20 protein-coding genes are annotated in these 21,695 nt (G+C 67.4%); 10 read left to right on the forward strand and 10 right to left on the reverse strand.

What is annotated here, in order from left to right; translation table 11 throughout:
* Positions 1-44: 44 nt before the first annotated feature.
* Genes M3330_RS15105 through trmB form a run of 3 tightly spaced genes read right to left on the reverse strand, consistent with a single transcriptional unit; the run spans position 45 to position 4,846 of the window.
* On the reverse strand, positions 45-3,401 hold the full coding sequence (locus tag M3330_RS15105) for an MMPL family transporter (protein ID WP_033096321.1): 3,357 nt from the start codon (positions 3,399-3,401) through the stop codon (positions 45-47).
* A gap of 9 nt (positions 3,402-3,410) precedes the next feature.
* On the reverse strand, positions 3,411-4,103 hold the full coding sequence (locus M3330_RS15110) for an NYN domain-containing protein (RefSeq protein WP_006552699.1): 693 nt from the start codon (positions 4,101-4,103) through the stop codon (positions 3,411-3,413).
* Entirely contained in the window at positions 4,100-4,846 is a 747-nt protein-coding gene (gene trmB, locus M3330_RS15115) for a tRNA (guanosine(46)-N7)-methyltransferase TrmB (RefSeq protein WP_006552698.1), read from the reverse strand. The genes M3330_RS15110 and trmB overlap by 4 nt, the downstream gene beginning before the upstream one ends.
* 135 nt (positions 4,847-4,981) lie before the next feature.
* On the opposite strand from trmB, the gene M3330_RS15120 reads away from it, so the two are divergent.
* The 6 genes from M3330_RS15120 (at position 4,982) to M3330_RS15145 (ending at position 10,248) form a co-directional block, all read left to right on the forward strand.
* Positions 4,982-5,626 carry a hypothetical protein gene (locus tag M3330_RS15120; RefSeq protein ID WP_039585086.1) on the forward strand — a complete coding sequence of 215 codons (645 nt, stop codon included), beginning with the start codon at positions 4,982-4,984 and terminating at the stop codon, positions 5,624-5,626.
* The gene (locus M3330_RS15125) at positions 5,623-7,008 is read left to right on the forward strand and encodes a hypothetical protein (RefSeq protein WP_255025271.1); all 1,386 of its coding nucleotides are present in this window, start codon (positions 5,623-5,625) and stop codon (positions 7,006-7,008) included. Before M3330_RS15120 ends, M3330_RS15125 begins: the two co-directional genes overlap by 4 nt.
* 38 nt (positions 7,009-7,046) lie before the next feature.
* Complete coding sequence (locus M3330_RS15130) at positions 7,047-7,424, forward strand: DUF6802 family protein (RefSeq protein WP_255025273.1); 378 nt, start codon at positions 7,047-7,049, stop codon at positions 7,422-7,424.
* Between the two features lie 280 nt (positions 7,425-7,704).
* The gene (locus tag M3330_RS15135) at positions 7,705-9,537 is read left to right on the forward strand and encodes a phosphoenolpyruvate carboxykinase (GTP) (protein WP_006552694.1); all 1,833 of its coding nucleotides are present in this window, start codon (positions 7,705-7,707) and stop codon (positions 9,535-9,537) included.
* 342 nt (positions 9,538-9,879) lie between these two features.
* A complete protein-coding gene (locus M3330_RS15140; protein WP_255025276.1) occupies positions 9,880-10,095 on the forward strand; it encodes a hypothetical protein in 216 nt (71 codons plus the stop codon).
* A 12-nt stretch (positions 10,096-10,107) separates the two neighbouring features.
* Positions 10,108-10,248: a hypothetical protein gene (locus tag M3330_RS15145; protein WP_255025277.1), complete on the forward strand. Its 141-nt coding sequence runs from the start codon at positions 10,108-10,110 to the stop codon at positions 10,246-10,248.
* Between the two features lie 64 nt (positions 10,249-10,312).
* Here M3330_RS15145 and M3330_RS15150 read toward each other — a convergent pair whose 3' ends face one another.
* A complete protein-coding gene (locus M3330_RS15150) occupies positions 10,313-12,070 on the reverse strand; it encodes an AAA family ATPase (RefSeq protein WP_369683122.1) in 1,758 nt (585 codons plus the stop codon).
* A 133-nt stretch (positions 12,071-12,203) separates the two neighbouring features.
* Between M3330_RS15150 and M3330_RS15160 the strand changes: the two genes are divergently transcribed.
* Positions 12,204-13,295, forward strand: a complete 1,092-nt coding sequence (locus M3330_RS15160; RefSeq protein WP_255025005.1) for an IS630 family transposase — start codon at positions 12,204-12,206, stop codon at positions 13,293-13,295.
* A 99-nt stretch (positions 13,296-13,394) separates the two neighbouring features.
* Here the strand turns inward: M3330_RS15160 and M3330_RS15165 are convergent, their stop codons facing one another.
* From M3330_RS15165 to M3330_RS15180, 4 genes are all read right to left on the reverse strand, one after another.
* Positions 13,395-14,651 (reverse strand): IS701 family transposase, encoded by a 1,257-nt coding sequence (locus tag M3330_RS15165; protein WP_006554210.1) that lies wholly within the window; start codon positions 14,649-14,651, stop codon positions 13,395-13,397.
* A gap of 122 nt (positions 14,652-14,773) precedes the next feature.
* Complete coding sequence (locus M3330_RS15170) at positions 14,774-15,250, reverse strand: glyoxalase/bleomycin resistance/extradiol dioxygenase family protein (RefSeq protein WP_019290872.1); 477 nt, start codon at positions 15,248-15,250, stop codon at positions 14,774-14,776.
* Between the two features lie 59 nt (positions 15,251-15,309).
* Entirely contained in the window at positions 15,310-16,479 is a 1,170-nt protein-coding gene (locus M3330_RS15175) for a zinc-dependent alcohol dehydrogenase (RefSeq protein WP_033096319.1), read from the reverse strand.
* The gene (locus tag M3330_RS15180; RefSeq protein WP_006552689.1) at positions 16,479-17,045 is read right to left on the reverse strand and encodes an SRPBCC family protein; all 567 of its coding nucleotides are present in this window, start codon (positions 17,043-17,045) and stop codon (positions 16,479-16,481) included. The genes M3330_RS15175 and M3330_RS15180 overlap by 1 nt, the downstream gene beginning before the upstream one ends.
* 461 nt (positions 17,046-17,506) lie before the next feature.
* Between M3330_RS15180 and cysK the strand changes: the two genes are divergently transcribed.
* Positions 17,507-18,442, forward strand: a complete 936-nt coding sequence (gene cysK, locus M3330_RS15185) for a cysteine synthase A (RefSeq protein WP_033096318.1) — start codon at positions 17,507-17,509, stop codon at positions 18,440-18,442.
* An 8-nt stretch (positions 18,443-18,450) separates the two neighbouring features.
* Complete coding sequence (epsC, locus tag M3330_RS15190; protein ID WP_016932540.1) at positions 18,451-19,029, forward strand: serine O-acetyltransferase EpsC; 579 nt, start codon at positions 18,451-18,453, stop codon at positions 19,027-19,029.
* An 88-nt stretch (positions 19,030-19,117) separates the two neighbouring features.
* On the opposite strand, the gene M3330_RS15195 is transcribed toward epsC, so the two are convergent.
* A complete protein-coding gene (locus tag M3330_RS15195; protein ID WP_255025285.1) occupies positions 19,118-20,566 on the reverse strand; it encodes an aldehyde dehydrogenase in 1,449 nt (482 codons plus the stop codon).
* 74 nt (positions 20,567-20,640) lie between these two features.
* A complete protein-coding gene (locus M3330_RS15200; RefSeq protein WP_064256136.1) occupies positions 20,641-21,162 on the reverse strand; it encodes a nucleoside deaminase in 522 nt (173 codons plus the stop codon).
* 110 nt (positions 21,163-21,272) lie between these two features.
* Between M3330_RS15200 and M3330_RS15205 the strand changes: the two genes are divergently transcribed.
* Entirely contained in the window at positions 21,273-21,689 is a 417-nt protein-coding gene (locus tag M3330_RS15205) for a hypothetical protein (protein ID WP_006552684.1), read from the forward strand.
* Positions 21,690-21,695 lie beyond the last annotated feature (6 nt).

A 21,695-nucleotide genomic window follows, 5' to 3' on the forward strand; every position in this document is an offset into this window, starting at 1 on the left:
CGAGGCGACCCGCTCTGCGGGTCGCCTCGAGTTCGTTCGTCAGATCAGTCGCGACGCTGCCGGGCGATCAGCTCACTGACGCTGATCGAACGGCCGCTGTCGGGACCGTGGCGTCCACGCCTCCGCGACTCCGCGTCGTTCTGCTCCGGCTGCGATTCGTCCGCTCGCGCTTCCGGCCGCTCGCCGGCCGGGCGGGGCGGCTGCTCCGGACCACGGGACCGGGAGGGCAGAGGCGGACGGGGACCGTTCTGTGTCGGCGGCTGCATGCCCTGCGTCGGCGGCTGCTGAGTGCCCGGCACGGGCGGTCGGGCAGGTCCCTGCGCCGGAGGTCGCTGGGCCTCCGATGTCGGGGGACGTTGCGAGTCCGGCGCCGAGGGGCGCGGTGCGTCGGAAGTGGGCCTCGGTCGCTGGGCCGAAGACTCCCCGCCGGGCGACGTACGGCGCAACTGCGACAGCCAGTTCTCGATCGCCTGCGGATCCCGTCCACGACCGGTGCCGGGTTCGCTCGGACGCGGAGCCGGGGCACCGGGCAGAGCTTCCGCATCGCCCGGGACAGCGGGCGGTCGGATGAAGGACTGCGGCAGCGGCGGCGGAACCTCCCCGCGCTGACGGCGGGGGAGCGGAGGCACCGACGACGGCGACGACGGGTCGGACGCACCGCGCTGTGTGGCATCGAGCGCACCGCGCTGTGTCTGATCGAGCGCACCGCGCTGTGTCTGATCGAGCGCACCGCGCTGCGTGACATCGCGCTGCGGCATCTCGGGGGCACGACGTTCGGGCTTCTCCGGGACACCCTTCTCCGGGCCTCCGAGCCCCGGAAGAGCCGAGCCGTTGCGCTCGTCCACCGGCGGCCGACCCTCCGGGCGACGACGCGGCTCCGGGATCGGACGCGACGGACGCCCCGGACCCGTACCGGGCTGCACCGGACGGCTCGCCGGCATCGGACGCCCGGCTGCGGGCGGCACCCGTTCGCCGTTCCGCGGAGCAGCAGGGGGACGACCGGACGCGGGCGCGGCCGGACGGACCGGGGGGCGGCCCGGGGCCTGCCGTCGCACCGGCGGCGGCGTGAGATCGCGGAGCTTGCGCTGTTCGGCGGCCGGCCTCGGCGGAGCGATCTTGGGCAGCGGCTGCGTGAGGTCGGAGCCGCCCTCGAAGGCACCTGCCGGGAAGCGGTGCGCGCCCGTGGCCGCGACCGTCGCCGGCCCGAACATGCCGACGGTGATGAGCTCGGGAACGTCCTCGGGCATCAGTTCATCGGCGAGGATCGGCTCGCCCAAGCCGATCTTCTCCTGGATCCGCTTCATCCACGCCGGAGCCCACCAGCAGTCGTCGCCGAGCAGTTTCATCACGGCGGGCACGAGGAACATGCGGATGACGGTCGCGTCGATGATCAGCGCGGCGATCATGCCGAACGCGATGTACTTCATCATCACCAGCTCCGAGAACCCGAAGGCACCGGTGACGACGATGAGGATCAGGGCGGCCGCGGTGATGATGCGACCGGTGTGGGCGGTACCGATACGGATCGACTCGGTGGTGCTCGCCCCCATCGATCTCGCCTCGACCATTCTGGAGAGCAGGAACACCTCGTAGTCGGTCGACAGGCCGTACACGATCGCGATGATCAGCACGAGCACCGGCGACATGATCGGCCCCGGGGTGAAGTTGAGCAGGTCGGCGCCGTTGCCGTCGATGAAGATCCAGGTGAGGATGCCCAGCGTCGAGCCGAGACCCAGGGCGCTCATCAACACGGCCTTGACCGGCAGCACGAGCGAGCCGAACGCCAGGAACATCAGCAACGTCGTCAACAGCACGACGACCACGACCATCAGCGGCAGGGTCTCGAGCAGGGCCCCGATGGAGTCCTGCTCGATCGCCGGGGTGCCGCCGACGAGCACTTCGACACCCTCGGGCCATTCGGCTGCGTGCAGGTACTCGACGGTGTCGGCGGACTCGTTGCGGTCGGTCAGACCGGCCTTGAGCACACGGACGCCGTCCTTCGCGGGGCCGGTGATCTGGAACTTCTCGACGAGGCCGGGAGCTTCGCTGGCCGTCGTGATGATCTTGTTGAGGTCGCCGCCCTCGGCGCCGCGGACCACGAGCTTGACCGGCTCGGCGCGCTGGCCGGGGAACAGTTCGTCGAAGGTCTCCTGCGCGACGCGCGTGGGGTGCTCGGGCGGCAGGTAGGTCTCGTTGATGCCGCCGAACTTGATGCCGGTCAGCGGCATGATGAGCAGCAGCAGGCCGATGACCGTCGGGATGGTCACCTTCATCGGGTTGACCATCACCCAGCGGCACAGGCGGCCGAGGAAACTGTTCTCGACCTGCTCGTTCGACTGGATCTGCCCGAAGCGTTTCATGCCGAACTTGTCGATGCGCCTGCCGAGGATGCTCAGGATGGCGGGCAGGATCGTGATCGACAGCAGGGCAGCCAGTGAGACCGCCGAGATCGCGCCGTAGGCGACCGACTTGAGGAAGCCCTGCGGGAACAGCACGAGACCACCGAGGCTGGTGACGACCATCGTCGCCGAGAACACCACCGTGCGACCTGCGGTGACGACGGTGCGTCGCACCGCCGCCGGGGTGTCGTAACCCTCGGCGAGTTCCTCACGGAACCGCGACACCATGAACAGGCCGTAGTCGATCGCCAGGCCCAGGCCGATCAGTGAGACGACCGGTGCGACGAACGAGTTGACCTCGGTGAAGTTGGTGATCAACCGGACGATGCCGTTCGCCGCGACGATCGTGAGACCACCGGTGATCAGCGGGAGAGCGGCCGCGACGACGCCGCCGAAGACGAAGAACAACAGGATGCCGACGGCCGGGATCGCGAGGATCTCCATGCGCTTGATGTCGTTGGCCATCGTGTCGTTCAGTGCGCCGGAGATCGGCTGCAGACCGGCGAGCTGCACGTCGACGCCGTCGATGTAGAAGGCGTCCTTGATCTCGCGGAAGTTGCCGGTCAGCTCCGTGTCGTCCTCGCCGGCGATCGCGACCGACGCGATCGCGTGCTGACGCGACGGATCGGCCAGCGACGGCAGCGACGGCGCGTCGTCGGTGGGCCAGTACGCACCGTTGATCTTGAGGATTTCGTCGGGATGCTCGGCGACCAGCGAGTTCAGGCTGTCGGTGACCTTCGCCGCGAACTCGGGATCGTCGACCGTGCTGCCCTCGGGTGCCGTGTACAGCACCAGCACGTCGCCCGCGGTGTCGCGGCCGAAGGTGCCGTCGGCGAGCTTGGCAGCGGCGACGGACTCCGAACCGGGATCGTCCCAGCCGCTCTGGCTGAGGTGATCGTTCAGGCTCAGCCCGTACCCGGCGAGCGCGAGCAACCCCGCGACCATCACCGCAATGACGGTGAAGCGCGCGCGGTAGACGAGCTCTCCCCAACGGTCGAACACGTAAGTCTCCTATTCGGCGACGCTCTTGCGCCCCACCAGGAGAGCAGAAAGCGGTCGGAACGGCTGCAGCCAGGCACCCTCGTCGGGCAGCGATTCCAGGCTGACGCGGGGCAGCGGTTCGCGGAACACACCGGGAATGTCCTCGAGATCGAGGAACTGGATGATCTCGGAGGTCACCGCCCAGCTGGCGTGCTCGCGGAAACCGAGCACCTGGGTCGCGATGCCCTCCTGTGCGAGCCGCTCGAGGGGTTCACGGAACGCCTGCCCGTCGGCGGAGGCCACCATGACACCCGCGAGACCTTCCCGGTGCCTCAGCTCGATGTGGTCCAGCATGTCGGAGTCGACATCGCTGTCCTCGTCGATCTTCGGCTTGGCGAACACCGCGAAGCCCACATTACGCAAGGCCTCGACCCAGGGGCGGACGACGTCCGCGCTGCCGGGGGCGATATTGGTGAACACCGTGGCTTCGGGTTCGAGGGTCGCGGAGTGCAGACGCGACAGTTCGGCGGTGCGTCCGAGCAGCCACCGGCCGAGAGCGTCGAAGCGCGGGCGGTAGGCCGCGGTGGGCCGGCCGCCGAGGATCGCGCCGAGGCCCATGTCGAGGTTGGGTGCGTCCCAGACGAGCAGGACCTTTCGGACCGGCTCGACACCGTCGATCGCGGAGGGGTCGGTCACGCCGGGAAGCTCTTCATGGACACTCATGCTCCGATCTTCCCCCAGACGAACTCGTTGATAGCGCTACCCACCTGGTGTGCCTTGTCCTCGAACTTGGTGACGGGGCGTTCGAGGCTGATCGGGGAGGTGCCGGTGAAGCGGGCGAGGCGCGGTTCGGCATCGCCCACCTCGGCGATGGCCTCGGCGTAATCGGCGTGGTCGGTGGCCACGTGCAGCACTCCACCGGGCTTCAATCGGTCGGCGATCAGGGCGAACGTCGGGGCCTGCAGGAGTCGGCGCTTGTGGTGGCGGGCCTTGGGCCACGGATCCGGGAAGAACACCCGCACGCCGGTGAGTGACGCGGTGGTCAGCATCTTCTCGAGCACCTCGACGGCGTCGCCGCGCAGGATCCGCAGGTTCCGGATCGGCGCGTCGGTGTTGCAGCTGCGTTCGATGTTCTGCAGTGTCTGGGCGATGCCGGGCTTGTAGACCTCCACGGCGATGAGGTTCACCTCGGGCTCGGCTTGGGCCATAGCGACCGCGGCGGTTCCTGTTCCGGATCCGATCTCGAGGACGAGGGGCGCGGAGCGACCGAACCAGGCGTCGACGTCGAGCGGTTCGTCGCCGACTTCCTTGCCGAGTTCGGGCCAACGACGGTCCCAGCACTGCTGCTGGGGGTCGGTCAGCGATCCACGGCGGGACCGGAAACTCGTCACCCTGGGGTATAGGCGGTTCCCGCGGGTCGGGCGCTCCTCGAGCGTCTCGGTGGTGTGCTGATCGGCTTCGTTCACCGGTCCATTGTCGCGTATTCCGAGAGTGTGTGGCGGGAGTGACCTGAGTGGCCACAGTGTTTTCTCAGGGAAGCATTCGTTCGGCTGCCTGTCAGCGATCTCTCTGCGACAATTTCCGCCGACGATCGGGGGATCATGACGGGGGAGTTGTGGCACCACCTCGCCGCGCAGGTCGAACAACTGGATGCGCAGGCAGGGCGGTTGATTCGCAGGGCGCTGACCGAGCATACGGCCGCGCTGCGGGTGCAGGTCGCGGGGCGGGCCGGGACCGGCCGGGAGAGCGTCGAGACGCAGGTGCGCGAACTGCTGCTCCGCAGGGTCGATATCGAGGGTGGGCGAGTAGACGCGGCCGTGGGCGGAGTGGCAGTGGACACGCCGGACGGTCCCGACCCGGTCCTCGACGGTGACGTCGTCGTCTACGTCGTGCCGCGTCGTCTCGACCCGGCCGTCGCCCATCCGGCCGACCGCGCCGCGCTGACGGCCGTGGATCCTTGTCGCCTCGTCCTCGTGGTGACGGGTGGGACGGATGACAGCGAGTGCGCTCTCGTCGCGCGTGCGACGGGGGTGCCGCCGGATCAGGTGGTCGCGGTCCGCGATGAGGAACTGCTCGGGGAACGGCTCGCCGCGCGTGCGGTCGTGGCGCGCCGCCTACGTGACGAGGAGCTCGCCCGGGTCGTGGCGGGTGTCCCGGCGGCACCGCAGGTGCGCGAACTCGTCGAACAGACACTCGACCTGGTCGGGCTGGACCCGATGGAGTCCGTCGCCGCGGGACTACGGTGACACCGCCGAGCGGACTCGTGGATCCGGCCGACGACGTCCTGCGCCGATGGAACCCGCGCGGATGGATGGGACTGCACCGGCCGGCCGCGACCGGCGTGCGGGTCGTCGGAGTGCCCGGTTCCGGCGCCGGCACGCTGGCAGCGGAGCTACGACCTCTGGGCGGGCTGGACATCACGGACGATGGCCGCGCCGTCACCCTCGTGGTGTTCGACCCGTCGGCGACGATCGGCCGCACCGAACTCGACCTCGTCCGCTCGGCGGCAGCCGAGTCGATCGCGGTCGTCTGCGCACTGACGGGCATCGACCGCTTTCCCGACTGGCGTGCGGTCCGCGACGCCGACGTCGAGATCCTGCAGCGGCACGCATCCTGGCTGCCGAGGGTCGTGGTCCTGCCCGTGAGCGCCGCGGCCGCTCGGCGGGCACGCGAACTCGAGGACGACGCGAGCGAGGCGGTCCGGCAGACCCTGCTCACCGCGTCCGGACTCGTCGAACTGCGGGACGTCCTGGCCGCCACGGTCCGGTCGTCACACGACCCGCGACGAGCACGCGCCGCGGTCGTCGCCGCCACCCGGCCGATGATCGAGGAGGAGATCGGACGACTGAGCGCGGAGGACGAGGAAGGGGGCCTGCGTGCGGAGCGCTCCCGCCTCACAGCCGCAGCACCACCCGCGACCTCCGGCCCCGACCTGCGCCGGCTGCAGGTGACGCTGTTGCAGGAGGTCGCGATGCGCGTGCGGGCGGCGTCCACCGCCGCGGGCGAGGTGCTCGAGACCGCGGACGCGGATGCGGTGGTCACGACGATCGACACCCACGTCGACGACCTGTGTGCGCGGCTCACCGACGAGACGGCCCGGATCGCACCGGGCACTCCGGCGCCGGAACCCACGCGCACCGCCCGCCCACCGCAGACCGCGCGGTCGATGGAGGACACGCTGACGGTGGTCTTCGGTGCGTCGGCAGGCGCGGGTCTCGGCAGACTGCTCCTCACCCCGTTCGGGGACCTGCCGGGCTGGATGTCGCTGGTGGTCGCGATCGCGTGCGCGGTTCCGGCCGCCGGATGGCTGATGCGGATCCGTAGGCGAATCGCCTACCGCGACCGGATGCGGCGGTGGATCGCCGACGAGCTCGCGACCGTACGGGCGGAACTCGACACCTGGATCCGCACCCGCATCCACGAGACGGAACTGCAGTCCACCGCGCTCGCGGTCGCTGCGCGCGACCGGCACGCGACCCGCGTGCGGGAACGCGTCGCCGCGATCGACGCGGAGATCACCCGTCGCCGGGGCGAGCGGCGTGCCCGCACCGCCGCGTGCGAACGCGACCTGGCGGCACTCGGACACATCCCGGAACCGCAAGGTGCCGGGGTGCGTCCAACCGGATAGGAGCGATCCGGCGCGTGCCGGGTCGGAAAGGGGAGACGATGGCCGAGTTCGCCGGCTCGGGTGGCACACCCCAGCCGTTCACCGATCCCTTCGATCCGTCCGGGTTCGATCCGTCCGAGTTGGCCGCCTGGGCCGACGAGCTCGCCCCGATGACCGACCTCGACGGTGACGGCGCCGCCGAGACGGTCGTCGCCGATACCGAGCACTGGGGAGTCGGTGGCGACTGGGGCGACGGTCTGGTGGTGGCCACCGACACCGATCTCGACGGCAGCAGCGATCGCCTCTCGGTGATCGCGGACGACGGCCGTTACGGCGTGTGGGAATACTGTCGCGAGCTGGACGGATCGGGTCGGTGGAGTCGACTGGACACAGGTAGCCTTGAATACGACGTACACCACGGAGAAGAGTCGAAGTGATTCATATCCGGCTGCGCAGCAGGGGGAGGGGACGGTATTGTGCGCAAGTTCTGAATCGTTTCTGTGAGATTTCCGACCGGCCCCGAGTGACGCCGGTCGGCATTCCGACGTTAACCTCTATGAAAAGGACATCCGGCGCCTACTTCGCCTGTTCGGCCACGGACGAAGTAGGTGGTACCCCTGCCGAGAGGGGCAAGCCCGGGTCTGCCCTCGTCCGCACAGAAAAACGTGCAGGTCGGAGGTGGGATCCCGGTTCCGGGCACACCCCAGGAGAGTTTTGATGACCTCAGCGACCATTCCCGGTTTGAACGGTACCGACGACAAGCTCCCGACCCAGCATGCCGAGTTGCTTGCCTGGGTCCAGGAGATTGCCGAGCTCACCCAGCCCGATCGTGTCGTATGGGCCGACGGATCCGATGAGGAATGGGACCGTCTGACCTCTCAGCTGGTCGAGGCAGGCACCTTCACGCGTCTGAACGACGAGAAGAAGCCGAACTCGTTCCTGGCCAATTCCGATCCGTCGGACGTCGCACGCGTCGAGTCGCGCACCTTCATCTGCTCGAAGAACGAGATCGACGCGGGCCCGACCAACAACTGGGTCGACCCCGACGAGATGCGTGCCACGATGACCGAGCTGTACCGCGGCAGCATGCGCGGACGCACCCTCTTCGTCGTGCCCTTCTGCATGGGCCCGCTCGGAGCCGAGGACCCGAAGCTCGGCGTCGAGCTGACCGACTCGGAGTACGTCGTCGTCTCGATGCGCATCATGACCCGCATGGGCAGCGCGGCTCTCGAGAAGCTCGGCACCGACCGTCCGTTCGTCAAGGCGCTGCACTCCGTGGGTGCGCCGCTCGAGGCCGGTCAGCAGGATGTCCCGTGGCCGTGCAACGACACGAAGTACATCACCCACTTCCCCGAGACCCGTGAGATCTGGAGCTTCGGCTCCGGCTACGGCGGCAACGCCCTGCTCGGCAAGAAGTGCTACTCGCTGCGCATCGCGTCGGCCATGGCGCACGACGAGGGCTGGCTGGCCGAGCACATGCTGATCCTCAAGCTGATCTCGCCCGAGGAAAAGGCCTACTACATCGCCGCGGCGTTCCCGTCGGCCTGTGGCAAGACCAACCTCGCGATGATCCAGCCGACCATTCCGGGCTGGCGTGCCGAGACCCTCGGCGACGACATCGCGTGGATGCGTTTCGGCAAGGACGGCCGCCTCTACGCCGTGAACCCCGAGTTCGGCTTCTTCGGCGTCGCGCCGGGCACCAGCGCCGACTCGAACCCGAACGCGATGGCGACCATCGAGGCCGGCAACACCATCTACACCAACGTCGCGAAGACCGACGACGGCGACATCTGGTGGGAGGGCATCGGCGGCGAGACCCCGGCGCACCTCACCGACTGGCTGGGCAACGACTGGACCCCCGAGTCCGGCACCAACGCCGCGCACCCGAACTCGCGTTACTGCACCCCGATGTCGCAGTGCCCGATCCTCGCCCCCGAGTGGGACGACCCGCAGGGTGTGCCGATCTCCGCGATCCTGTTCGGTGGCCGCCGCAAGACGACGGTGCCCCTCGTCAGCGAGTCCTTCGACTGGCAGCACGGCACCTTCCTCGGCGCGACCCTGTCGTCCGAGCAGACCGCCGCGGCAGAGGGCAAGGTCGGTAGCGTCCGTCGCGACCCGATGGCGATGCTGCCCTTCCTCGGCTACAACGCCGGCGACTACCTGAACCACTGGATCACGCTCGGCAAGAACGCCGACGAGGACAAGCTGCCGAAGATCTTCTACGTCAACTGGTTCCGTCGCGGCGACGACGGCCGCTTCCTGTGGCCCGGCTTCGGCGAGAACTCGCGCGTGCTCAAGTGGATCGTCGACCGCATCGAGCACAAGGCCGGCGCGCAGTCCACGCCGATCGGCTACGTGCCCAGCGCCGCCGACCTCACGCTCGACGGTCTCGATGTCGATCCCGCCGACGTCGACGAGGCCCTGAAGGTCGACGTCGAGGAGTGGAAGTCCGAGATCGACGGCATCGCCGAGTGGTTCGAGTTCCTCGGTGAGAAGGTGCCCTCGGGCATCCGCGACGAGTTCGAGGCCCTCAAGCAGCGCCTCGGCTGAGTCCGTACACGACGACGAATGCCGTTCCCGGTTTCCCGGGGGCGGCATTCGCCGTCTGTGAGGTGAAATCCGGGAAATCGTTCACAGCGGGTATCTCGGTTGTGCCACGCCGACCGGTGACGTAGTTCGACGATGCACGGCAACTACTTCCGTCGGCGAGCGGGTCGTCTCGTGCGTGGTTCGAGTCGTATCGGTCGGAAGTGTGCGGCACTGGTGGGGGCGACGGCGCTGGCCAGGGCGCTCCTGGCGGCGCCCGCCACCGCACAGAGCGAAGAGCAACTTCGTCGGCGGACGTCGTTCTTGGCGAGAAGACCACGGTGGCAGCGGCTTACGCGCTGGCAGTTGCCCCGGTACTCGGAACTTCCCCGAACGGCCCCGCCGCCGAGGCGCGGCGGCCTCCGGGTTCCGTGGGGTGTGGTCGTCGACGGCAACGACAACATCTGGGTTGCGAACTTCGCCGGCCGGGCCGTCTCCCAGTTCTGCGGCAGCAGGGCAGTCGCCTGCCGTCCCGGAACCGCCACGGGCGCACCGATCTCCCCGGACGTCACCGGCTACTGACTCGACGGCCTCGTGCGCAACACCGGCATCACGATCGACCAGGCCGGGAACGTGTGGGTGGCGAACAGTTGGAAGAAGATCCCGATCCAGACCAATCCCGGCGGCTCCGAGATGGTGGCCTTCGTCGGGGCCGCCGCGCCGGTGGTGCCCTGACCTCGACGTCTAGACCGCTGCCGAGGCAGAGGTCCAGTGCAGGTCGTCGTCAACCTCGGCTGGTTCAATCCGACACGAGTTCCATGACGTGGGGAAAGCGTTCGCGAACGGCGCGGTTCACATCCGATTCTTCGATGCGTGCGAGTTGCTGTGCCGAAAGGGCTTTCAAGTCGGTGTAGGTCGAGACGATGCGTAGGTCCCGCTCTTCGATAGCCGATTCCAGGAGGTTGCGGATGAACCGAGCGTTGCCTTCGCGGTCGATGAGAGAACGTGTAGAGCCCTTGGTCGACGTCTCGTTCGCCGTACACAGCACTGCGGCGATACGTTCGATCTCTGTGGCGGCGGACGGATCCAGATCGGCGCCGTAGACGCCGCCGGCCATCCGGTTCGCGATCTCTGCCAGCTCTGTCGCAGAGTACGAAGGAAACCTGATGTGTCGCGAGAACCTGCTCTTCAGACCCTCGTTTCGGTTCAGAAAAGTGGTCATGGCATCTTCATAGCCTGCCACAATGACCACCATGCGGTCGCGATTGTTCTCCATCGTCGCGAGTAGTCCGTCGATCACCTTGCCTCCGGCTGCGTCTCCACCGATCCAGCCGTCGTGGTACAGCGAGTACGCCTCGTCGATGAACAGGACGCCGTCGACTGCGCTTGCGAAGATCTCTCTCGCCAGCAGTTCCGGGGAACCCGATCCGGGCGCGAAGAAGTCGTTCGGCGCAACTTCCACGACTGTGTCGGTCGCGAGAATGCCGAGTCCGTAGTACATCTGTGCCAGCGCGCGGGCTACAACGGTCTTGCCGACTCCGGGAGGCCCGGTGAACACCAGGTGGCGTGAGCGTGCGGAGGGACGAACGACATCGGTAGCGTGATCGCTCTGAGCGTTCGCGAGAAGAGTCGAGGCAGTGAGCTTTTCGATTTCCCGCTTGACGGACTGGAGGCCGACCATGGCATCGAGTGCGCGACGTGCTCTCGAACAGGCCTCGGCGCGCTTCGATCGATCGGTGTCATCGGAGATTCGACTGCCGGAGGGCTCGGTGGCCGGATCCCAGGGGTCGGTACGTCGTGAGATACGTTCCGCGCTGGTCAGAGCGAGACGGTGATCGGGGTTGTGTAGTGCCTCGGCGTAAGCGGCGTCGTTCGGTCGCGTGGCGTACACGCGCTCCAGCAGGGTGCGTGCTCTCGGCTCGTCCCCCGATTCGCGTGCGATCAGTGCCCGGATGTACATGGCGTACGCAACGAGCCACGGAGTATCGGACTTCTCGGCCAACCGGAGGCGGCGGTCGGCTTCTTCGAAGAGTCCGAGAAACGCACAGGCGACCCCGACCATCACGTTCGCTCCGACGCGGAGGTATCCGTCGGCCCACTCTCCGACAGGACCCAGAACGGACAGCACATCGGTCCATCGGCGGGTCTCGTAGTGCAGGGCCCCCATCATGTAGGTGGCGAGTTGTGAGGGAGGCTGCATGGTTTCGAGCAGCGCGAAGGCGTCCTGAAAGTGGCCTGCGTCCATACGTGCCTGGGCTGCGGCAGCCCAGATCTCGGGACCTGTCGAGAGACGATGCGACGCGAATCTGCCTGCCTGGAAGGACCCGGACAATGTTCCGGGACGTAACCCCGCCCGCGTTTGTTCCCGGAAGAGACTCTGGTGCGCAGTGCGCATGAGATTCTCGATCACAGCTTCGTTCACGAGACCGGTCGTTGCGAGGCCGAGCCATGCGTCGCACATCATGGGGTCGATCGCCAGCGCTTCGTGAAAGCATTGCCGGGCGACGGCGAAGTCCGTGCGCTGTCGCCTTCCCTTGACGAAATAGCCCAGGGCCATCACGCCGTCGTCGAATCGCTTCTGCGCACGCCTCTTGTCGAACACTGATCCCCCCGGCTCTCGTACAGAACATCCGGGAGGAAGATCCTAGTGTCCTGAGTCGTAAATTATCCACCAGTTGATACTGTTGGGTATGGCGACTCGGGGTCCGCGTGCTGCGGTGATTGTTCTCAGTGACGCGGAGCGGGCCGAGTTGGAGGGCTGGGTTCGCCGTCGTACGAGTGCGGCGGGGTTGTCGGCGCGGTCGAGGATCGTGCTGGCCTGCGCGGACGGTGGATCCAATTCTGAAGTGGCGCAACGACTCGGTGTGGACCGTTCGACGGTGCGGCGATGGAGGGATCGGTTCGTCGAGGCTCGCTGCGATGGGCTCCTCGACGAACCGCGCCCGGGCCGGCCGAGGACGGTGAGCGACGCAAAGATCAAGGACCTGATCACCGCGACGCTCGAATCGACACCGAAGGATGCGACGCATTGGTCGACACGGTCGATGGCGGATCATCTCGGCATGTCGCAGTCCACTGTCTCGAGGGTGTGGCGAGCGTTCGGCCTGGCTCCGCACAAACAGGACTCCTGGAAGCTGTCGAAGGATCCGCTGTTCACCGAGAAGGTTCGTGACGTCGTCGGCCTGTACCTGAACCCGCCGGAGCGGGCTTTGGTGCTGTGCGTGGACGAGAAGACCCAGATCCAGGCGTTGGACCGGACGCAACCGATCTTCCCGATGCTGCCAGGCACGCCGCAACGCGCCAGCCACGACTATGTCAGGAACGGAACGTCGAGCCTGTACGCGGCGCTCGACATCGCCAGTGGGAAGGTGATCGGCTCCCTGCACGCCCGGCACCGTGCCACCGAGTTCTTGGCGTTTCTTCGCAAGATCGATGCCGAGGTGCCCGCAGATCTCGACGTGTGCCTTGTGATGGACAACGCCTCGACCCACAAGACCCCGGCCGTCAAGCGCTGGCTCACAGCGCATCCCAGATTCGTTATCCACTTCACGCCTACGAGTTCATCGTGGATGAACTTGGTGGAGCGGTGGTTTGCGGAGCTGACGAACAAGAAGCTTCGCCGCTCCGCCCACCGATCCGTGCGACACCTCAACGCCGACATTCGCGCCTGGATCGATACCTGGAATGAGAATCCGCGACCCTATGTGTGGGTGAAGACCGCGGATCAGATCCTCGAATCCATCGCGAACTACTGCGACCGAATTAACGACTCAGGACACTAGTAGTACTTTGTTAGGTTGGGAAGGTGTGATGGCAGGTCGGGCAGGTACCGATCCAATAGGCCAGTGTGCGTTGGAGTTCGCGCACAATGCCGTAGAGGGTCAGTCCCGCCCGATCGCTTTTGGGTCGGTCAGCCGCAGGGTGGTGAGAAACAGGTGTGCGGCGGTGACGAGGATGACGTGGTGGTGCCAGCCGAGCCAGGAGCGGCCCTCGAAGTGGTCGAGTCCGAGACCGGTTTTCAGTTCCCGGTAGTCGTGTTCGATGCGCCAGCGGATCTTGGCCAGGCGCACCAACTCTGACAGCGGGGTGTCCTCGGGCAGGGTGGCCAGCCAGAAGTCGGTGGGCTGCGCCGCGCCCGCCGGCCATTCGGCGAGCAGCCACGCCTGCGGCAGGGTTCCATCCTCGTCGCGGGGAATGGTGCGGTTCGCGGGGCGGATCCGCAGCGCCACGAACCGTGAGCGCATCACCGCGGTCGGGTTGCCCGGACCGGTCTTGGTTCCGCGGCGCCAGGTGACCTCGGTCAGCGCGCCTACTCCGGCCGCCAGAACGAGATCCCTGCAGGTCACGGCCGGTGGGTAGCGTCGGGTCGGAGGCCGCCCGCGCCCGGAGTACGCGGCGGCGGCCGGGACTGCATCGGCGGGGTGCGCGAGGGTGGCGCCCTTGACCGCCACGACATAGACCAGATCGCGGTCGGTCAGGCCCTGCCGGAAGGTCGCCGAGTCGCCGTAGCCGGCGTCGGCGACGATCACCGGCGGGATCCGGCCCCACGCGATCAGCTCGTCGAGCATCTCGAGAGCCATCACCGCCTTGGTGCGATAGCGCTCCTCGGTCGGGATCGCGTTGCGTCGCCGGCGAGCGGTGATCGCCGAGGCCGTCTCCGGATCGTCGCACCGCTGATCGTCCCAGCTCTCAGGCAGATACAGCCGCCAATCCAAGGGTGCGGACGCGGTATCGGTGGCGGCGTGCACACTGACCGCGACCTGGCAGTTTCCGACCTTGCCGAGGGTGCCCGAATACTGCCGGGCCACACACGGCGAGGCGTCACCGTCCTTGGCGAATCCGGTGTCGTCGATCACCCACGCATCCGGGGAGATCAAATCACACGCTTTGCGGGACAGTGTTTTCCGGACCGGTACCGGATCCCACGGTGAGGTGGTGACGAACTGCTGCAGGCGTTGGTGATCGATCCCGAGGCGGTCGGCCATCGGCTGCATCGACTTGCGGCGCCCGTCGAGCATCAACCCTCGCGCATATACCCCGGCCGTTGCTCGCTGGTCCTTGCGTTTGAGCGAGGAGAACACCTCGCCGATGAACGCATCGAGACGTTCACCGACATCGGTCAGGGCTGCGGCATCCACCTGGTTATCGTCTCGGACATCTCGCCGAATCTCGAGGCCTCACACCAGGAAGTGGTGAACCTAACAAAGTCCTACTAGTCAGCGTGCACCGAAGGGTGCTCCGTGGGCAACTGCTTTACACCTCACGCGTTCTGCGTTGCCGCCCACTCGTCGAGCCGTCGCTTCGCTTCCTCCGCGGGCACGTTCTCGACCCGCGTCATCACGGCCCACCGATGACCGAACGGATCGAGGATCGACGCGAACCGGTCGCCGGTGACGAAGGTCGACGGTTCCTCGAACACCCGGGCACCGAGGGCGACGGCCCGCGCGAACACGGCGTCAGCGTCCGCGCAGTACAGCACGTACGAATGGTCGACGTCGTTCGTTCCGCTCGGCGCGTGCAGGCCGATGCCGGGATGGGGATCGCTCAATTGCAGTCGGCCGTTGTCGAAGTCGAGCTCTGCGTGCATCACCGTCCCGTCGGGGCCGTCCATCCGCTCGACGACGGTCGCTCCGAACGCGTCGCAGTAGAAGTCGATCGCGCGGGAGGCACCGTCGACGACGAGGAAGGGGGTGAGGGAGGTGTATCCCTCGGGGATGGGGTTCACCGAATTCGTCATGGCGCCAGTGTCGGACGCCGACCGTGCGCTCGTATTGAAGAAATCCGACCGGTGACGACCTAGGGGCGGAAGACCGCGCGCAGGCAGTCGTCCTCCTTGTTCTTGAACATCTCGTAGCCGCGTACCGCGTCGGTGAGCGGAAGGTCGTGCGTCATGAGCCAACTCGGGTCCAACCTGCTCTCGAGGACGTGTTCGAACAGGGTGGGCATGTACCGCTGGCCGTGTTGCTGCGCCGTCCGCAGGGTCAAGCTCTTGTTCGTCAGCACCGCCATCGGGAACTTGTCGGTGACACCGTAGATGCCGAGCACCGACACGACTCCGCCCTTGCCGCAGGACAGGATCGCCTCGCGCAGGGAGGTCGCGCGGTCGCTCTCCATCCGCAGCGCCTGCTTGACCTTGTCGTAGGCCTGCATGACGCCGGTTCCGTGACCCTCCATGCCCACAGCGTCGATGCAGGCGTCCGGTCCGCGTCCGCCGGTGCTCTCGCGGAGCGTCTCGTAGACGCTGTCGACCTCGGCGTAGTCCACGGTTTCGGCGCCGACCTTCTTCGCGGCGCGGTCGAGGCGGTCTCGGAAACGGTCGATCACGATCACCCTGTCGGCGCCCATGATCTTCGCGCTTGCCGCGGCCATGAGACCGACGGCGCCGGCGCCCCAGACCGCCACGGTGTCGCCCGGGGTGATGTCGCAGAAGTCGGCGCCCATGTAGCCCGTCGGTACCGCGTCCGACAGGAACAGGGCCTGTTCGTCGCCGACACCGTCGGGGATCTGGAAGCAGTTGACGTCGCCGAAGGGCACGCGGATGTACTCGGCGTGCGAACCCTGGTACCCGCCGAAGGGATGGGTGTAGCCGTAGATTCCGCCGGTGGGATAGCCCAGCACGGGTTGCTGCATCGCGGCGTTCGGGTTGGTGGTGTCGCACACCGCGTGCAGGCCGTCGGCGCAGTACGGGCACTTCCCGCATCCGATGAACGACGGCACGACCACCCGGTCGCCGACCCGCACGTTCGTCACCTCCGGGCCGGTGTCGACGATCTCGCCCATGAACTCGTGGCCGATCACGTCGCCCTCCCGCATCCCCGGCAGGTACCCGCCGAGGAAGTGCAGATCGGACCCGCAGGTCGTGGTGAGGCGGACCGCCACGATCACGTCGTGCGGGTTGACCAGGCCGGGATCGTCGACCGTCTCCACCGACAACTCGTTCACCCCCATCCAGCACAGGGCTCGCATCACGCGTCTCCTTCCGATGCACGGGCACTCGGACTGCCCTGCAGGGTGGGGATCTCACCGGTCTGCATGAGAGCCCGCGCACGGTAGAGCGCAGTGAAGGTCAGGGCGCCGGTGACGAGATCGGGGACGGGAACCTCGGCGCGCAGGGTCATCTCGGTGCCGCCCCGGGGCGCGTCGGACACCGCGAGCACTACGCGAGGACCCGGGGTGTCCGCGTCGTCCTCGCCGACGAACGCGAGTCCTTCCGAGGTGACGTCGACGCGGGTGTCCCAGGTCGTCGTCCCGCCGGGGCTCTCCCAGGTCCAGCGCAGCCGGTTCGCTTCGACCGTCTCCACCCGGACGTGGTCGCCGAAGACTCTGCTCAGGTTCTCGGGATCGCGCCAGAACTGCATGACCTGTGCGCGCGGAGCCGCGACGGTCACCGTCTGCGGTTTCCGAGCGTCGACGGGCCGGTCGACGGCGCGCCGGACGAATCCGCCCACCGAGCGACCGGCGTCGTCGATCGCCCTGTTCGCGTTCTCCACGACTCGGCTCGCGTTCTGCACGACTCTGTTGAAGTCGACCACGGTCGTCTCCTTGCTCGGATGCTCGGGTCGGTGTTCGGTGTTCGGTGTTCGGTGTTCGGTCTAGTCAGGGTCTTCCGCGTTTCGGCGTCTGTTCGGCGACACCGTGCCGTAGCGGGGGTGATCGTCCACTGTGCTTCGTCGAGTGCACGGATCCTCGGCGCGAGCGTGCCCGGCGCCAGTTCGTCGTAATCGGGGACGGGAAGATCGTGACGACTCATATGATCGGCTACCCGTGCTCGGTGGCCGGGCAAACCCGGTCGAGCCGGTCCGAAATCTCGCGGGGCACGAACCCGTCGAGGCCGGGCCGGGCGACGACACGCCGACTCGCCGGGGAATAACGACGGCGTACGGATACGTTCGTACATCGATGGGCCCGCCGAGTCGTCCGATGACGGCGAAATGGTGCAATAGACCGAGACCGCGACCCGAGCCGCCGTGTGTGGCCATGAGGAGGATCGAGCATGAGCAGGATCTACGACAACGTCACCGAGCTGGTCGGACGGACCCCGATCGTCAAGCTCAACCGTCTGACCGAGGGAGCCGGCGCCACCGTCGCCGCGAAGCTCGAGTTCTACAACCCGGCCAACAGCGTCAAGGACCGCATCGGTGTCGCGATCGTCGACGCCGCCGAGAAGTCCGGTGAGCTGAAGCCCGGCGGCACCATCGTCGAGGGCACCTCCGGCAACACCGGTATCGCGCTCGCCATGGTCGGCGCTGCGCGCGGCTACAAGGTCATCCTCACGATGCCCGAGACGATGTCGACCGAGCGTCGCGTCATGCTCCGCGCCTACGGCGCCGAGATCGTCCTCACCCCCGGCTCCGAGGGCATGAAGGGTGCCGTCGCGAAGGCCGAGGAGATCGTCGCGAACACCGAGAACGCGATCCTCGCCCGCCAGTTCGGCAACCCCGCGAACCCGGAGATCCACTACAACACCACCGGTGAGGAGATCTGGAAGGACACCGCCGGTGAGGTCGACATCTTCGTGGCCGGCATCGGTACGGGCGGCACCATCACGGGCGCGGGCCGCAGGCTCAAGGAGTACAAGCCGGACGTGAAGGTCGTCGGTGTCGAGCCGGTCGACTCGCCGATCCTCAACGGTGGCGAGCCCGGACCGCACAAGATCCAGGGCATCGGCGCCAACTTCGTGCCCGACGTGCTCGACCGCGAGGTCTACGACGAGATCGTCGACGTGTCGTTCGAGGATTCGATTCGTATCGCGCGCGATCTGGGCACCCAGGAAGGCATTCTCGGAGGCATCTCGTCGGGTGCGATCGTCTGGGCGGCCCTCGAGCTGGCGAAGCGTCCCGAGAACGCCGGCAAGCTGATCGTCGCCGTCGTCTGCGACTTCGGTGAGCGGTACATCTCCACCCCGCTGTTCGAACACATCCGGGACTGATCGCCGTCGTGGGTATCCTGCACACTCTGCGGGAGGATCTGCAGTCTGCGCGCGGCCACGATCCGGCCGCGCGCAGCGACGCGGAGAACGCCGTCGTCTACTCGGGGCTGCACGCGATCTGGTCGCACCGCATCGCGCACCGGATGTGGCAGGTGCCCGCCCTGAAGGGACCTGCGCGGATCCTCGCGCAGTTCACCCGGTTCCTCACCGGCATCGAGATCCACCCCGGTGCGACCATCGGCCGGCGCTTCTTCATCGACCACGGCATGGGCGTGGTCATCGGTGAGACGGCCGAGATCGGCGACGACGTGATGCTCTACCACGGCGTGACGCTCGGCGGCCGGTCGCTGGCGAAGGAGAAGCGTCATCCGACGCTGGGCAACCGGGTCACCGTCGGGGCGGGGGCGAAGGTCCTCGGCCCGGTGGTGATCGGGGACGACAGCGCGATCGGCGCCAACGCCGTGGTCACCCACGACGTGCCGGCGGATTCGATCGCCACGGGTATCCCCGCGACCGTCCGGTCCCGCAAGAAGCACGAACCGCTCGTGGATCCGACGACGTACATCGATCCCGCGATGTACATCTGAGGTCGCGTCCTCCCGAAACACGAAAGAGGGGAGGATATGTGCGAGTTCTCCGTCGAGAACGCACATATCCTCCCCTTTCTTTCCGGGATCAGCCCTCGTAACCGAGCGGGTACAGCACCGACTTGGTTTCGCAGTACGCCTCGACGCCCTCGGGACCGTTCTCGCGGCCGATGCCGGAGTTCTTGTAGCCGCCGAACGGTGAACCCGGATCGAATGCGTACCAGTTGATTCCGTACGTGCCGGTGCGCACGCGCGAGGCGATCTCGAGGCCCTTCTCGACGTCGGTGGTGTACACCGAACCGGCCAGGCCGTAGTCGGAATCGTTGGCGATCTTCACGGCCTCGTCGACGCTGTCGTAGGGGATCACGCAGATGACGGGTCCGAAGATCTCCTCGCGGGCGATGGTCATGGAGTTGTCGACGTCGGCGAAGATCGTCGGTTCGACGAAGTAGCCCGTCTCGATGCCCTCGGGGCGACCACCGCCGAGCACGAGACGCGCGCCTTCCTCCTTGCCCTTGGTGATGTAGGACTCGACGCGATCGCGCTGCTTCGCGGAGATCAGCGGACCGAGTTGTGCGCCTTCGGTATCGGGCAGTCCGACGGGGAAGAAGGCCGCGGTCGCGGTCATCTTCTCGATCACCTCGTCGTAGCGCGACCGCGGCGCGAGGACGCGGGTCTGCCCGACGCAGGCCTGACCGGTGTTCATCAGGCCGGACATCACCAGCATCGGCATCGTCGAGTCGAGGTCGGCGTCCTCGAGGATGATCGCTGCCGACTTGCCGCCGAGTTCGAGTGAGCAGCGCTTGAGTCCGCGCGCGGCGATCTCACCGATGTGACGACCCACGGCCGTCGAACCGGTGAAGGTGATCTTGTCGACGTCGGGGTGCGAGACCAGGTACTCGCCGGTCTCGGCGCCGCCGGGCACGAGTGAGAGGACGCCCTCGGGAAGTCCTGCCTCCGTGAAGATCTCGGCGAGGACGTTCGTCGTCAGCGGCGATTCGGGAGCGGGCTTGAGGACCACCGTGCATCCGGCGAGCAGGGCGGGTCCGAGTTTGTTGAGCATCAGGAACAGCGGCACGTTCCACGCGATGACGGCGGCGACGACGCCGACGGGTTCGCGGCTGACGCGGCTGCGACCGAACAGGCCGGTGCGCTCCTCGGTCCACGGGAACGAATCGGCAAGCCCCGCATAGTAGTCGAGTGTGGCCAGGCCCGACGTCAGCTGCATCATCTCGACCGAGGCCGGCGGCTGGCCCATCTCCGCGGTGAGCGAGGCGCCGATCTCCGCACGACGCTCCTCGATGAGCTTTGCTGCCTTGCCGAGGATCTCGGCGCGCTCGCTCGGGGTGGTGCGCGACCACGGGCCTTCGTCGAAGGCCGTGCGGGCGGCGGACACCGCGGCATCGATGTCCTGCGGTCCCGCGACGGGCACGGAACCGACGCGCTCTTCCGTGGCGGGGGAGAACACCTCGAGTCTCTCGTCGGTCGACGGTGCCACCCATCGGCCGCCGATGAACAACTTGTCGTAGTCGGTCATGTCGCTTCCTCACCTGGCTGTGCTCGTGTTGTCGACCGTATTCGTGTGACCTCGAACACTAGAACACGTTACAACTATTGACCAGGGGGTGACCAGACCGGACGGGACGGGAAGGCTCGATCTCCGAGATGGCAGCGACGGTGCAGGAGCCGAATCTCCTGCTCGAACTCGGGAACGGGCCCGTCGACGACGGCCTCCGGCACGACCTCGCGGATCGGCAGCGGACGGACCGGTGCCGGCGGCACGCCCATCTCGCCGAGCCACCGGACCAGTTGCTCGGAGGACGCCGCGTAGACGATCCGCCCCAGGCCCACCCAGCCGTGCGCGGCCGCGCACATCGGGCAGTGCTCACCGGAGGTGTAGACGGTGGCGGTGGCACGCCGGTCGGGTTCGAGATGTTCGGCCGCCCACCGCGCGAGCGCGAACTCGGGATGCCGGGTGCGGTCGCCGCCGGCGATGCGGTTGCGGTCCTCGGCCAGGACCGTGCCGTCCGCGTCGACGAGCACCGACCCGAACGGCTCGTCACCTGCCGCGACCGCCTCCTCCGCGAGTTCGACGCACCGCCGCAGATGCTGCAGATCCGTGTCGTTCACCATGGACGTCTCCTTCCTCCCCCGACTGCACCGTAGGGCGAGGGAGGAGCCGGGTGGCGCGAATCGGCGACCGTCACCACACTGGAGGGTGCCCAACGGTCAGGAGACATGTCATGGCGGAGAACAATCCGTTCGGGTTCGACCCCGAAGATCTCGACCGCGTGGTGCGGGAAGCCGGTGAGGAACTGCGGGAACTGAAGGACCGTATCTTCTCCTTCCTCGAACCGCCGGTGGCGCCGACGCGCACGCAGCCGCGGCCCGAGACCACCGGTGAGAAGGGCGACGGCGTCTGGGTCGTCTACACCACCGAGGACGACGGCGTGGCCCGCGTCGACCAGGTCCATCGCACCGAACTCGACGCGCTGCGCACGCTCAAGGGCAACACCGACCCGCGACGCTCGGTGCGGTTCCTGCCCTACGGGATGAGCGTGAGCATCCTCGATCGCCCGAGCGCCACCGAGGGCGGTGCCGCAGAGGAGAGTGCCACCGGCGACACCGCTCCCGACGACGCCGCGACCGGCGAGAACTGATCAGTT

It is taken from the genome of Rhodococcus sp. GA1, assembly GCF_024321955.1.
Classification (GTDB): Bacteria; Actinomycetota; Actinomycetes; order Mycobacteriales; family Mycobacteriaceae; genus Rhodococcus; species Rhodococcus pyridinivorans.

Excerpts from the sequence above, each read along its gene's own strand:
- M3330_RS15135 (WP_006552694.1), top strand. The coding sequence starts at position 7,705 with ATGACCTCAGCGACCATTCCCGGTTTGAACGGTACCGACGACAAGCTC.
- M3330_RS15195 (WP_255025285.1), bottom strand. The coding sequence starts at position 20,566 with ATGACCGACTACGACAAGTTGTTCATCGGCGGCCGATGGGTGGCACCG.
- M3330_RS15130 (WP_255025273.1), top strand. The coding sequence starts at position 7,047 with ATGGCCGAGTTCGCCGGCTCGGGTGGCACACCCCAGCCGTTCACCGAT.
- M3330_RS15160 (WP_255025005.1), top strand. The coding sequence starts at position 12,204 with ATGGCGACTCGGGGTCCGCGTGCTGCGGTGATTGTTCTCAGTGACGCG.
- M3330_RS15150 (WP_369683122.1), bottom strand. The coding sequence starts at position 12,070 with ATGGCCCTGGGCTATTTCGTCAAGGGAAGGCGACAGCGCACGGACTTC.
- M3330_RS15110 (WP_006552699.1), bottom strand. The coding sequence starts at position 4,103 with ATGAGTGTCCATGAAGAGCTTCCCGGCGTGACCGACCCCTCCGCGATC.
- M3330_RS15200 (WP_064256136.1), bottom strand. The coding sequence starts at position 21,162 with ATGGTGAACGACACGGATCTGCAGCATCTGCGGCGGTGCGTCGAACTC.
- M3330_RS15175 (WP_033096319.1), bottom strand. The coding sequence starts at position 16,479 with ATGCGAGCCCTGTGCTGGATGGGGGTGAACGAGTTGTCGGTGGAGACG.
- M3330_RS15170 (WP_019290872.1), bottom strand. The coding sequence starts at position 15,250 with ATGACGAATTCGGTGAACCCCATCCCCGAGGGATACACCTCCCTCACC.
- cysK (WP_033096318.1), top strand. The coding sequence starts at position 17,507 with ATGAGCAGGATCTACGACAACGTCACCGAGCTGGTCGGACGGACCCCG.
- M3330_RS15120 (WP_039585086.1), top strand. The coding sequence starts at position 4,982 with ATGACGGGGGAGTTGTGGCACCACCTCGCCGCGCAGGTCGAACAACTG.
- M3330_RS15205 (WP_006552684.1), top strand. The coding sequence starts at position 21,273 with ATGGCGGAGAACAATCCGTTCGGGTTCGACCCCGAAGATCTCGACCGC.